1 protein-coding gene and 1 CRISPR repeat array (1 of these 2 cut by a window edge) are annotated in these 15,271 nt (G+C 51.2%); the gene reads left to right on the top strand.

Going from position 1 to position 15,271, the window contains the following annotated elements; translation table 11 throughout:
• Nucleotides 1–2,288: direct repeats of the CRISPR family, unit length 28 nt; unit sequence GTTCACTGCCGCACAGGCAGCTTAGAAA (it extends 82 nt beyond the left edge of the window).
• A 176-nt stretch (nt 2,289–2,464) separates the two neighbouring features.
• Nucleotides 2,465–15,175, top strand: a complete 12,711-nt coding sequence (locus R4537_RS04155) for a PLxRFG domain-containing protein (RefSeq protein ID WP_071178841.1) — start codon at nt 2,465–2,467, stop codon at nt 15,173–15,175.
• Nucleotides 15,176–15,271: the final 96 nt, after the last annotated feature.

The following is a 15,271-nucleotide window of genomic DNA, read 5'->3' as shown; positions in this document are numbered from 1 at the left end:
TAGAAACCGTTCTCACTCAGTACAGATAGAAAGCCGGAGTTCACTGCCGGACAGGCAGCTTAGAAATTTGCGGCACATCAATAGCCGATAACAACACAGTTCACTGCCGGACAGGCAGCTTAGAAAGTTCAAGGTTACCGCGTTTAACTCGGTTCAGGGTTCACTGCCGGACAGGCAGCTTAGAAAGTTGGAATATCGAGTAGATAACTGGAATTAATGTTCACTGCCGGACAGGCAGCTTAGAAAATTGAACCGAACCCCCTGTGGTTTAGGTGTGAGTTCACTGCCGGACAGGCAGCTTAGAAACAAAGCGCCGTGACGTAATCATTGCAACGCTTGTTCACTGCCGGACAGGCAGCTTAGAAACCTCAAATTATCATTGATGCGCTGAAATCAATGGTTCACTGCCGGACAGGCAGCTTAGAAATGTCTAATGCACCGAGCCCAGTATACCCAAGAGTTCACTGCCGGACAGGCAGCTTAGAAAGAAATACGCCAACGCCCAATCTTGCTCGGTCAGTTCACTGCCGGACAGGCAGCTTAGAAAAGTAAGATAAATTGGTGCTACTGCGTCTGCGCGTTCACTGCCGGACAGGCAGCTTAGAAATTTTAGGCATTTCTTTATGTCAGCGCCAACGCGTTCACTGCCGGACAGGCAGCTTAGAAATAATCGCAAAAACTCGGTAATCTGCTGCGGCAGTTCACTGCCGGACAGGCAGCTTAGAAAACTTTGATGGAGTCTGCAATCGCGTCCATCGCGTTCACTGCCGGACAGGCAGCTTAGAAAACAAAATCAGCCGTGATGTGGTTCGCACCCATGTTCACTGCCGGACAGGCAGCTTAGAAATTTAACTGGCACTCTTGGCAGATCATTCTTGGGTTCACTGCCGGACAGGCAGCTTAGAAATTATCGATTCTGAATACTGCATCACCGACCGAGTTCACTGCCGGACAGGCAGCTTAGAAAAAATAGCCCTAGTGCATTGATGAACACGCCATGTTCACTGCCGGACAGGCAGCTTAGAAAACTGTAAGTTCGGGTTTCTGGGTTATACGTATGTTCACTGCCGGACAGGCAGCTTAGAAAATTTTGAAGCCGTCAACCCACTCCCAAACATTGTTCACTGCCGGACAGGCAGCTTAGAAATTCACGTTCGCTGACTGACACACCGATACCGTGTTCACTGCCGGACAGGCAGCTTAGAAAATCATCAAGCTCGATTTCCATGTCGGCGTACTGTTCACTGCCGGACAGGCAGCTTAGAAATTAACGGTGACTTTTTGCATGTTGAGTCCTCAGTTCACTGCCGGACAGGCAGCTTAGAAAATTCGTCGGTTGCTTTGTAGGGATAGTGGAAAGTTCACTGCCGGACAGGCAGCTTAGAAAGCATTGATACAGTATATTGTGATGCGGTTGGTGTTCACTGCCGGACAGGCAGCTTAGAAATGTGTCGTAGGGTACTAGTGTTAAGTTTGTCGGTTCACTGCCGGACAGGCAGCTTAGAAACATAATGTCAACTGCGTTTAACTGGTCTGACTGTTCACTGCCGGACAGGCAGCTTAGAAAATCAAAAGCGGGTGTTTTTACACAGCGCTCATGTTCACTGCCGGACAGGCAGCTTAGAAAGTGGTGCGGAATTGATTTTGAATTGCTGCCGCGTTCACTGCCGGACTGGCAGCTTAGAAATAGTGCAGCCAGTCCGATTTTTTGGGGCTGGCGTTCACTGCCGGACAGGCAGCTTAGAAATTTGTAAGAGTATGCTTCGTGCTTGGTCGATAGTTCACTGCCGGACAGGCAGCTTAGAAATGCTGTCTGGGATCCGGTCTCTAACCAATGCAGTTCACTGCCGCACAGGCAGCTTAGAAAGACAGGCAACACCGAAGGATTAGGATAGATATGTTCACTGCCGCACAGGCAGCTTAGAAAGTTGTTGGGTTTGTTAACGTAAAAATCACCATGTTCACTGCCGCACAGGCAGCTTAGAAAACCATGCCGCAGGAGTTTGGCACGTTTTTATCAGTTCACTGCCGCACAGGCAGCTTAGAAAGGATTTTTCCATAGAGCGGATCCGCGCCTTCCGTTCACTGCCGCACAGGCAGCTTAGAAAATTGTCCCAAGCGGTTTCATCTTCGCTTAGTTGTTCACTGCCGCACAGGCAGCTTAGAAAAAAAACCGGATTGACGAACCACGAGATGCTTAGTTCACTGCCGCACAGGCAGCTTAGAAATGTTGTGTATCGGTCCTGACCGTTCTGATCTTGTTCACTGCCGCACAGGCAGTCTGAAAAATCTTTATATATCCTATAGTTGGGGTTATATAAATGACAGTTTGCGTTGAGATTTCCCGCTTACTGGCTGTATATCCAAAATTGTGGTAGCGTTTCCCACACTAACACCAGTCTATTAATTAAGCCGCTGCCCTTCGGGGTGGCGGTTTTTTTATGCCTGAAATTTGGAGCCGCACATGCAAGACAAGAAGTTATTGGGCGATGAACTCTCACCAAAATCGACCATTAATGCCACTACGGATATGAGTCAGTCTGCTTTTCTACCGAAAGGCTTTCAGTTTGAAGCCCCTAAAGCACCGCAACGTAACTACGATGTGACGTTAGGGGATACCGCTAAAGCCGTCGGTAGTGGCGCTCTGCGTTCACTGGCTGGCCTTGGTGAACTCTCGGAGAACTTCCTTGGTGTCGGTGAGGACTTTCGAGATTTGATGTCGTCTGGCTCGGATTATCTGCAAGAGAGTATGACTCAAGATGGCCGTGACGCCCTGAACTCTCGTATCTTTGAAGAAAACGAAAATGGCAATCCGACGTTTGCCGAAGGTGCGGCGGATATCGATGTGTGGGCGATGAAAATCGCTGACGGGCTAGGTTCGCTGGCGGCCAACTTTGCCGGTGGTGGTTTTGCAGGTGCGGGTGCAAAAGTGGCACTGCGCTCAACGATTACTAAATCGATGCTGAAAAAGGGCATGACAGAAAAGGCGGCGCAAGCCGTGGCTGATAAAGCCATCTCTCGAATGGCGGCTACCGGCGCGGGTGCAACGGGGGTAGGAACGTCGCTCGGTGGCGCAAGCATGGATGCGCGTGACGCGGTAATGCAGATGGATAGCTCATGGCTTGCGGATAACTCGGAGTATTTTCAGCAATCCTTGCTCCGCCTTGCGGATGATCCGCAATATCAGGGGATGAGCGCAACGGAGTTATTCGACCTTGCTCAAGAAGAGACGGCCAGTTATGCCAGCTTGCAAATGTCTACCGACCCGACCGCCGTGGCGGCCTCTGTCGCTGGTGCGATGGGTGATAAGTATTTGTTTGGCGCGTTACTCGGCAAGATGGGTAAAAAGGGTGTGGTTGCCGGTGCGGCGAAAGGTGCGATCACCGAAGGTGGCACGGAGTTTATTGAAGGCTATGGTCAGACTTATGCCCGAAACCAAGTAACCAATGAGGTGACGGGACAAGAGATTGACCCTACGACCAGTGCTTTGGTGGATGGCTTGGAAGGTGCGGTGATCGGTGGTGCGCTCGGTGGTCCTATTGGTGCGGTTGGCGGATATCGTGCTAAAGAGCAACCTAAGGAGAATAAGCGCGCGCAAACGAATCCACAGAATGTCAGTGATACTCAAGAGCAAGAGATCGCAGAGCAAGCCGCAGATGATGCGCAAGCGATGCCTAACAATGATGATGCGCCTGCGCAAACTGCCGCGATGAATGCGGTTGATCCTACGTTGAACCCACAAGGGCAATACGATGAGTTGCTGCAAGGTGCGCAGCAAAGACAAGCGGATAATGGCAGGGATGCGGCCATCCGCTCTCGCTTTGCGCAAAGTCGCCAAGCGCTGACTGAGCGTGGTGTGTTGCCAGAGCGCAACGCTTACCAAGAAACGATTGAGATGGCTCGCGCCGTAGACCCCACGCGGGCTGCGGAGATTGAGCAATTCCTGAAAAGCGAAGAGGCAGACCAAAATCCAGAGTTGACCGCACAGCTAGAACGAGAGTACGAGTCTCTTGCGCAAAAAGGGCGTGATCTCGATATCGACCCGACGTTAACCCAAATTGAACACCGCCAAAACCAAAACCGTTTGGATATGGCCAAGCGTGAAAAGCCGCACCAGCGTATTGAGCGCAAGCAGAATGAGTACCAGCTCGATGATACGGTAAGCTCACGCAAAGCAGCGATTCGCGCAGAAATGGAGCCTCAGTTACTCAAGGAAGACCGCAATAAGCCTGAGTTTCTAGAGCGTATGGTGGAGCTGGAATACGCCCGCCGCTACCCACAGCCTGAGAAAGCGAAAGCAACCGGCGATCAGGATGATGGCTTAGCGCGGTTTAAGTCTGCCCGTTTTGACCGTGATACGGCGCAAGCGGCGATTGAAGCTAAGGCGCAGGAGAGTAAGAACGCCGCGCAATTGGCTGCCGCACAGCGCGAAAGAGACAGCCGCCCTGCTTCACCGGATGAGAACCCTGCATGGTTTGGTGTGCATCCTGAATCGGGTGAGCGCACGACACGCGCTTTTATGCGTGACTTGGCCAACCAGAAAGGACAGGCACAAGCTTCTGAGCGCCAAGCCGATCTCGATGCGCGCCGTGAGCGTTTAGGTCAGCCGTTATCGAGCTTTGTGGAACGCCCGAACTCGATGAAAATGCGCGAACAAGGCAAGAAGCCTATCCGTGATTTTGCGGGGATTGCGGGAAAAACGTCAAGAATGTCGAAGCGTTTACGCAAGCGCTTAAGTCGTGCTAAAGGCTTTGATACCGATGCGGTTTTAGCGGAATTTCAAAACCATGAGAAGCGCCTCGCCGCCTATGAAGAAGCCGCCCGTCGCCGTGCTGACTATGAGGCGAATCTGCCTGAGAATATCGAGCGTCGTAAGAATGCCGAAGCGCTGTTTAAAGAGTTTGTTAGCGACACTGAGGCGCGTGCCTTTGCTGAGAACGAAATCACTCAGACAATCAAACGAATTAATGCGTTAGTTGATGCCTCGTCACAAGGTTCGGTATTAGAGCTGGACGGGCAAACCAGCTCATTACCGGTTATTAAAAAGCAGATGGCACACAGTGTGCGTAATTTGGCGAATCAGTTTGTGGGTAAAACCGCCGCGATGATGAATGCCGCCGCGCTTAAAAAGGAGGCTAGTACACAGTCCGTAGGAAGCTTGGACGAGCCTAATATCATTCGACAAGCAAAAGCGGTGATCCGCGAGGTCATTGATAACAATGGTGGAGCCAAACCCAAGCTTAAAGGCGTACGCGAAGCTTATCGAGATAAAGGTTTTACCGCAAAGGCGCTGCAAGAAGCGCTAGGCGAGAAGTCCCTTGCGGATTTCGAGCGTGAGCAAAAAGAGAGCTATACCGAAAGGTTATCTGCCTTATCTGAACCTTCAATTCATTCTGGCCAAGAAGTACCACTACAATCAAAAGGAGATATCGACCATGGCAACGAAACCTCAAATACAGCAAGATTTGATGAAAGATCTTCGCCGCAATCCGAAGTACAAGAAAATGAGCAACGAGGAACTGACGCCAATCGCCCAAGCGTTAGCGAAGAAGACGCGAGCGCGGGAAGACGAGCTAATGAGTCTAGGCGTACATTACCTGACAGCACAGAGCGAAGCGTATCGAGAGACGCTATTGAACGCCTAGCGCTCGATGAGGTGGATAACCTCGCCAATGGAACTGCTACACAAAGGATCGCCGCGAATATCGCGGCGATTCGCTTAATGAAGGATCTCACTCAGTCAGGAATGCCCGCGACGCTTGAGCAGAAAAAGGTACTGGCACAGTATGTGGGATGGGGCGGCCTCGCTTCTGTGTTTGATAACACGAACACTTCCAAAGCACAGCAAGCCGCGCACCAAGAGCTAAAAACGCTGCTGACCGAAGAGGAATACAACAACGTTCGGATGAGTACCCGTAACGCCTTCTACACCTCAGAGGCCGTAGTGAAAGGCATGTGGAGTGGCGTGAAAGCGTTGGGACTTGGCAACAGCCCGATGAATGTGGTCGAGCCATCGCTGGGTTCAGGTAACTTTATTGGTTGGCAACCGTCCGACATGCGCGATCAATCGCGCTGGTTTGCCTCTGAACTCGATCCTGTGACCGGCAATATTGCCAAACTTATCTACCCCGAAGCCGATGTTCAGGTTAAAGGATTCCAAGAAACGCCGTTTAAACACGGCGTTTTTTCTTTGGCGATTGGCAACCCGCCTTTTGGCAGTCAGTCTATCCGTGACAACAAGAACCCTGATATTTCAGGTATGGCGATCCATAACTATTTCATCGCTAAATCAAGCAAGCTTTTGCATGAAAATGGTTTGCTGATGATGGTAGTGACAAACCGCTTCCTCGATACGCTGAACAAAAACCACAAACAACTGAGCCAAGAGCTGGATTTTGTCGGCGCGGTGCGCCTGCCGAATACGGCGTTTAAGAGCAATGCTGGTACGGAAGTGACCACGGATATCGTGGTGTTTCGCAAGCTTAAGCAGGGGGAAACGGCCAAGAATACGGTTTGGACGGACGTAGACGGCGAGGTGAACGGTTTTCGTGTTAACCAGTGGTTTGCGCAAAACCCGCAATACATTCTGGGCGAAGTCGCGCAAGGCAAGATGTACCGTGGGGATGAAAGCGAATCGACGGTTAACCCTGTTTCGCAACATGCGAACCTTGAGCCGTCAATCAGCAAAGCGCTTGCCTCACTCGCACAAGGGCAAGATTTAGCGTTAACCCCTGAAACCAAAGATGCGATTGCTGGTGAGGTGATGTTGGCGGAATCCGACCTTGCGATTGGCGGCATGATGGTGAACACCGACGGTAAGGTGATGCGCCGTGGCGACGATCACCCGACGAATGGTGCTCAGGTTTATGAAGTGACGCCCGATTCGATTTGGAGTGATGACGGCTGGTTGATGGATTTAGCTCGCCATTATGTGGAGCAAGGTGATAAAGCACGCCTACAACGGTTTGTGGATGATGAGTTTCTAAACAAAGGCAAAATCAAAAGTGATTTTTCTGGCGTTAAGTACAAAGCGGCGGCGGTTCAGGCGGCGCTGGATTACTTAGCCGGCAAGCAGACAAGCGAGCAAGCGTTAAAAACCCTTGGGGATTCGATTGCTAAAACCCGCCTAGGTGAGAACAATTACCGCAAGGTTAAGGCGATGCTGACCATTCGCAATAGCGCACTGGCACTGCTGCGCGCCGAGAAAACCGGTACGGGGGATATCGAGCGTCTGCGTCAGCGCCTGAACGTGCAATACGATGAATTTGCCAAGGCGTTTGCGACCAAAGGCAAAAACAGTAAGCCCGCGACGCTGACTGAGAGCTTAAATCTTCTTGATGGCGATTCAGGGATTGAAGCGGGCTTAGATAACGTCAGTGAGAGCGGTGAAGTCACAAAGAGTGATCTCTTCTCTAAACGTTTGCTCTTCCCTTACAAGCGCCCTGAATCAGCCAGCAATGTGGCGGATGCGGTCAACTACTCGATGCGTGAACGCGGTAAGGTCGATATCGAGTACGTGAGCGGTTTGCTCGGTCTTGGCCATGATGAGGTGCTGGCGAAGCTGACCGAAGGTGAAAAGCCGTATTTGTTGATGAACCCTGAAACGCAAAAGTATGAGTTCATCGACGATTACTTATCGGGCAATGTGAAGGCGAAGTACCAAGCGGCGAAGAGTGCAGGGCTAGACACTAACGTTAAGCTTTTGGAAGCCGTGCTTCCCGAAGACAAAACGCCAGAGCAAGTGAAGCCCTCTATCCGAGCAACATGGATTGACTCTGATGTGTTTGAACGCTTTGCCGAAGCGCTAGGTTATAAGGCCAAGGTGACGGTTAACCGTCATATCGGGGCTATTTCAGTGTTGGGCGAGGCGGGCGGCACACTGAGTGCATTAGGCTCACAGTTTAAGCATGACCGCGCCACACTGGCGGATTTATTGAACTCTGCCGCTAATGGTAAATCACTGGTGATTTACGACACCAATGGCAAAGAGCGCACCAAAAACGAGAAAGCGACCAAGGAAGTTAACGCGCTGGCCAACAAGCTCGCTTCGACGTTTGTGACGTGGGCGAAAAGTGATGCGCAGATTGCTAAGCAAATCGCCGATAACTTTAACGAGCGGATTAATACTCACGTTAACCGTAAATACAACGGGCGTTTGTACCTGCAAACCGTCGGGATGAACCCTGCGGTCGATATGCGTAAAACCCAGCTTGATGGCGCGCTTCGCATGATCCAGAGTAAAAATACGTTACTCGATCATACCGTGGGGGCGGGTAAAACCTTTACGGCCATTACCGGCATGATGGAGCGTAAGCGTCTTGGCCTAAGCAAAAAGCCGATGGCGGTGGTTCCGAACCATATTCTAGGCTCCTTCCATAAAGATATTTTGAAGCTCTATCCGTCGGCTAAGGTGCTGGTCGCGGACGATAAAGCCTTTACGGCCAAGAAGCGTAAGCAGTTTTTCTCACGCATTGCGACCGGCGATTACGATGTGGTGCTGATGGGGCATAGCCATTTGCGCGCCATGCCCAATGATATTGAGCATTTTCGCACGGTGATTAACGAGAAAATTGACGAACTGCGCAGCGCACTGGAAGAGGCGAAAGCCGAAGCTAAGCAGTCTGGGCAGCGTGGGGCGACAGTCAAACAGATTGAGGACTCGATTTCCCGTCTGCAAGACAAAATCAAAGAGAAAGAGGAAGCGCTGAGTAAGAACGCTGACCAAATCGGGTTTAGTTTTGGGGATTTGGGCGTGGATTACTTGGTGGTTGATGAGGCGCACGAGTTTAAAAACCTGACTTACGCGACACGCACTGACCGTGTGGTGGGGATGAACGATCCGAAAGGCTCTGAAAAGGCGCTCGATTTGCTCATCAAAACCCGCAGCATTCAGGGCTTAGAGAACGGTGGCGTGACCTTTATGACCGGTACGCCGATTTCTAACAGCTTGGTCGAGGTGTACACCATGATGTATTACCTTGGCCACGACACGCTGAAAGAGCTGAAAATGTCTTTCTATGATGCGTTTGCAGGCTCGTTCTTCAATACCGAAATCACCTTGGAATACACGCCAACCGGCACGGTGAAAGAGCGCAGTGTGTTGAAGGGACTCAATAACATGCAGCAACTTTCGACCCTGTATCGTCAGTTTGCCGATGTGATCACCCAAAAAGATATGGTGAACATCTTCCGTCAGGATGTGGAGGCCAAGAACAAGGCGACGGGCGAGAATAAAGCGACCCGATTCCCTATCCCTAATATCAAAGGCGGTAAACGTCAGCTTAACATCGCACCAGCGACCGAAGCTCAGCGCGAGTACAACGACTATCTGATTGCCCGTATGGAGGCGTTTAACCAGCTCAAAAACAAAGAGGAGCGAATCGCTTACGCTAAGATTGATAACCCACTGTGGGTACTGACCGATGCGAAAAAAGCCTCGCTCGATGTGCGCTTGGTGGACCCGACCGCACAGCGTGACCCAACAGGGAAAGTGGCTCGCGCCGCCGAGCGGATAAAATCGATTTACGACCAGTGGCAGGACGATAAAGGTACACAACTGGTGTTCTCCGATATGGGGACGCCCGCGAAGTACGCGATTGCTACGGTGAAATCAGACCTGAAAAGCTTGGCGGAAACGGTCTTAGGTAAGGGCAAAGCGGCAGCGTTTATTTCCAGTCGTTTGGAAATCTACGAGGGGGAAATGCCTTACTCGCAAACGCTAAAAGAGTTGGTTGATAAGGTGAACGCTCAAGCGGAAACCGGCGAGATTGATGCGGACCAGTACGAGAAGCTGGAAGAGCAGATCCGCGAACTGACCGCCTCTACCATGACGGCGGATACCGGCTTTAGTGTGTACGATGACCTGAAAGCCTCGCTGATGGAAAAGGGCATTCCCGAAGATGAGATTGCGTTTATCCACGACTACAACACCACGTTGAAAAAAGAGGCGCTGTTTGATCGCGTTCGCCGTGGTGAGGTACGGGTATTGATTGGCTCATCGATGAAGATGGGCGCGGGAACCAACGTGCAAAATCGTTTGGTGGCCTTGCATCATATGGATGCGCCTTGGCGTCCGTCCGATATGGAGCAGCGCGAAGGGCGAATTGTGCGTCAGGGCAATGAGTTTTACCAACGTGCTGCGAACGCGGGTAAACCGGAAGACTTTGAGGTTGAGTTGATTGCTTATACCACTCAAGGTTCGAGTGACCCTGTGATGTGGCAAATCCTAGAGCGTAAAGCGGGCGCGATTGAGCAGTTCCGTAACGGCGAGTTAGATCAGTTTGTTGAAAACAGCAATTCGGATGCGGATAGCTACGCGGAGTTTAAAGCCGCGTCAACCGGCAACCCTATTTACCGTTTGAAACTGGAATCGGACGCTAAGCTTTTGGATTTAGACAGCTCTTACACGGCGCAAGCCAGCTCGATTGGCGCGGCCAAGCGTTTTGTAGAGCGTTTTGACGATGAGAAAGCCGCGATTGAATTGCGCCTTGAAACGCTGCGTAAGGCTGATATCACGGAGTTTGATGCACAAGCGTTCACAGAGCTGTACCGTGATGCACAAGCCGATTATTTAGCGGCGGATAATGAATACGATGCGGCGATGGCGATTTACTCTGAGCTGGATGCGAAAACCCGCAAAGAGCGTGGCTTGAAGAAACCGCAAAAGCCTAAGCGACCAATGATCCATGAACTGGATGATGAGTATTCCATCGAGCTGAATAAGTCCATCATTCAGCCAGCGATTGCGGCGGTCGAGCAATCTCGCCGTTGGCAAGGGGAAATCAAGCTGGGTAAGCAACTCGGCTTGGTGATGGACGTGGATTATTTCACCCATGAGGGAACGAAAACGCCTCTGGTTGATGTGCGCTTGGTGGATGGCAAGGGTAAGACCATTGACTACATGGCGCGAGGGATGCAAAGCAGTTCAATTGTGCAATCGCCTAAGCTGATGAGCGCGCTGCACCTTAATGCGATTGCCACGGCGTTAAATGGCGAGCAAGAGCGCTTCGAGAGAAAGCTGCAAAGCTTGCAAAGTGCGCTCAAGGATTCGCGCCAGATTGCCAAGATGGATATCACCGCGCTCAAACAAGAGCTGGATGAGGCGAAAAGCCGTAACCTGTGGTTGTCGGTAGAAGCCTCGATGGCCGATATCAAAGAAGAGCTACGCCGCAGTGAAACGCCGAACAAGTTTGTTGACCGTGAAACGCTGCGCAAAGTGAAGCGCTCCACCTTTGATCCGAACTCTATCCGCCCTGAAACGGTTGAGCATAACGGCCAGCGTTACCAGACAGTGGGTGTGCGCATTCCTTATCCCGGCTGGCAATACGATTCAGTGATGCCGGCGCTCGATGCTAACGGGGATTATGTGCATCTTCTCCTTTCACACAACTCGAAAGTGGGGGAAGCGCCGGTACTGTCTGAGGTGATACCGCAACCGACTCAAACGCCCAAAGCGGAGTATGCGTTTTTAGCTGAGGCTAAAGCGCGCCATGAAGCGCGCCTAATTGAAGAGGCCAAACGCGAGATAGGCTCGCCAGTGGATGAGCCGTCGAGGGATTCAGCGGCGAGTGATGGCGTCGTCTTGTTTAGTCGTACCAGTACGAATGCAGGGCGTACCGGGGTGAAAACCGGAAAGATAGCCGGTGGTATCACTGTGAAACGGAGCACCATTGATGCGGTGACTCGCACGGCGCTCGGCAAGCTCGGCCTCAAAGACTTCACGCTCCGCTTTGAGACGGTGGATACGGAGGCGGATCTTCCTGATTATGTAAAAACTGCCATAGCCAAGAATGATGCCCAAGGCGAAGTGTACGGGCTTTATGACACCAAAGAGCACAAAGTCTGGTTGGTCGCTGAAAAACATAATTATGCCTCAGAGGTAGAAGAAACGATTTTCCACGAAGTGGCCGGTCACGTTGGTTTGGCGCGATTGCTCAAAGAAGGTAAGGCGCAACCGGATATTAATACCCTAGCCTTAAGGTTAGGCGGCATCAAAGGGATTCAACGGCTTGCAGAGCAAAATGGTGTGGATTTAGCACCTTACTTAAATTCCGCGCAGACGCTCACTAAGGCGGATGCCGAGGAAATTCTGGTACAGGAGCTGGTGGCGCATCTTGCTGAGCAGCAAAAGTTTGCGACCCCAATTCAACGTTTATTGGCGAAAGTACGCGCTATGCTGCGTTCGTTATTTGGTTTTATTTACTCCCCTGAGTTTAACAATAATGAATTACTCACCTTGGTGTTCAAAGCAAAGGAGCAGCTAAAAGCGCCGTCGCCAAAAGATAAGGTGACAAGACCTGAGAATAATGCGCTGTTTTTCTCTCGCTCAAGATCGCAGGGCGTGCCAGCGTATACGGCCTCTACATCAAACCAGATGAGCGCCGATGAGGCGCTGGCTCAAAAGCAAAACGCTTTGGTGAGTAAAATCAAACAGGCGCTGTATGGTGCGCCAGTGATTGGGCAATCGCTCGATGCGCTTGGCCGCAACAAATACGCGATGTTGACGCTGCGCCAGATGGGGGAAGTCTCCACCGTTATTGATAAGCCTTTGGGCAAAATGATTGACGCCTACCAAGATGAAATTAACTCTATGGTGGTGACACAGAACATGTTGGCCGAAGAGGCGGCCAAGATGGCCGAAGACCTTAGCGATTGGGCTAAGGCGAACCCGAAAGAGGCGGATGAACTCTTTGCTTTTGCGCATGAGGCGACCTTGGCGGATGTGGATCCGTCTGAGGCGTTCCAATCCCGCGAGGAAGAGCTGAAAGAGAGTATTGCTAAGCAAGAGCGGATTTTGAAAGAAGAGGGCGGCTTAAACAGTGAACGTGGCTCTAAGGCTTGGAAAACCCTTCAAGAAGAGCGAGAGCTTTTGAAACAAGAGCCAAATCGCCGCAAGCGCCATGTGGAGTTACGCCCCAAATTTGCCCGCCTTAACGCTGAGCAGAAGCGCCGCTATCGACAAATGCGCGATCACTATCGTGCTCAATCTGAGCGGATGAATAAAGCGCTGGAAGAGAACATTGTACGAGCGGTGTTTGATGCCAAGATCCGCAAAGCGATGCTGGCCGAGTTGCGCCAGCGTCACGAGCGCGCCGCCAAAGGGTTGTACTTCCCACTGTCACGCCACGGTGATTATTGGATTGACTTTGCCGATGAGAACGGCGAACGCCAATTTATGATGTTTGAAACCAAAGGCGAAATGGAACTGGCCGCCGAGAAACTGCGTAAGGCGGGCTTTTCTCTCAATTCTGGTATGAAAGCGCAATTTAATGCGGTGCAGAAGGCGTCGCTGCCGTTTGTGGCCGATGTGTTGCAATTGGTGGAGAAAGCGAACATGCACACACCGGCGAAAGAGTCGCTGAGTGATGAGATTTACCAGATGTATTTGCGCACCTTGCCCGCTCGCTCGATGCGACGTAACTTCATTCACCGCAAAGGCGTTGCCGGTTTTAGCCAAGATGCGGTGCGAGCACTGGCTGACCAAGGCTTTAGACAATCGCGCCAGCAGGCTCGCCTCGACCATATGGATATCCTGGATAACCACCTCGATAGCATTCAGAAGTACGTGCATGAGCTGCCGAACAATGTGGAAGCCGACCGTGTAGTGGAAGAGTTGAACAAGCGCCATGAATGGGTGCGCAATCCTTCCCGCGCTGGTTGGGCGCAAAAACTGACCAGTTTGGGCTTTGTGTGGATGCTGGGTTTAACGCCTGCCGCAGCACTGGTGAACTTAACCCAAAACCTTCAAGTCGCCCTGCCTATTTTGGGTTCCCGCTATGGTATGGCGGAGTCTTCCAAAATGATGAGCCAAGCGACGGCGCAATACCTGAAAGCGGCATTTACCCGAAATCGCCCAAAAGGTCAGGGGATATTGGGAAGCGTGCTCACCGGTGGCGAAAAAGAGGCGATGCGCCGTGCGGTTGCGCAGGGCGTGATTGATGTTACGCAAGCGGCAGACTTAGCTGGTTTGGCAGAGAACCCCAACGCGAAGTATTCAGGGACTTGGAACAAAGCGATGAACATCATTGGTTGGGCTTTCCACCATGCCGAAGTGTTTAACCGCGAAGTGACCTATATTGCGGCCTATCGTCTTGCTATGAAGAAACACGGCGACCATGAAAAGGCGATCGCAGATGCGATTAAAGATACGTGGGATAGCCATTTTGACTACTCATCGATTAACCGTGCGCGCTTTATGCAAAGCGATATGGCGGCGGTCGCTCTGCAGTTTAAGCAGTACAGCCAGAACATGACTTATTACTTGTGGGCGAACCTAGCCAAAGCGTTAAAAGGGGAGACGCCCGAAGTCAAATCGATGGCACGTAAACAGCTTTTAGGAACGTTGGCCTCGACCTTCTTTATTGGTGGTGCGGGTGCGTTGCCATTGTGGGCGATCACCACGGCGATTGAAGCGGCGCAAGAGATTGTGGGGGATGACGACGAGCTGTTTGATGCGGAAACTGAATTAAAACGTATGCTGGCCGAAGCGTTTGGTAAAGAGAACGCAGCTTTAATCTGGCATGGCGCTTTACCAAGTATTTCTGGCCGTATCTCACTCAATGATTTGTGGGTGCGCAGCATTAACCGTGATGTGGATGCTTCTACCGCGTATGTGGAATACATGAAGCAAGCGCTAGGACCGGTATTAGGGGGTATTGGTGTTTCATGGGCGCAAGGCTTGTCCGATATTTCTAACGACCAATTTGCTCGCGGCATCGAGCGTATCCCGCCGAAAGCGATTAAAGACGTGCTTAAAACCGCTCGATACATCAATGAAGGTGGCGTGACGACGAAGAACGGCGACGAAATTGTAATTGATCTAACGGCCTTTGAGCTGCTTGGCCAAGCGTCTGGTTTTGCGATTGGCCGTGCGAACCTTCAGTATGATGAGAACAATGCGATTAAGAACTATGAAACCTTTATCGTTAAGCGCCGCCAAAGCTTGATGAACGCCTACTACACGGCCTATCGCCTGAAAGATGGTGAAGCAATGAAAGCGATGATGGTGAAGATCCGCAAGTTCAATCAATCGCAATATGGTAAGCGTAACCCGATTACCACAGAGGGTTTACAGCAGTCCATTAAAACGAGACAACGTAACGTGTCGAAAATGCAAAACGGTATTCAAGTGAACCCGAAACTTGAAAGGCTAGTAGCGGAGTACGATTTCTTCTAAGTAAAAACCTCACTGCAAATGCCGCTGCGAGTCGCTTATGCTAATGAGCCATGCTTAGTAGATTAAGAACTCAGGTTATAACAATGTTGACACTCC

This window comes from Vibrio paracholerae, from assembly GCF_037672085.1.
Lineage (GTDB): Bacteria > Pseudomonadota > Gammaproteobacteria > Enterobacterales > Vibrionaceae > Vibrio > Vibrio cholerae.
The sequence above is the reverse complement of the archived record's forward strand: the minus strand, read 5'-3'. Positions and strand labels throughout refer to the sequence as shown.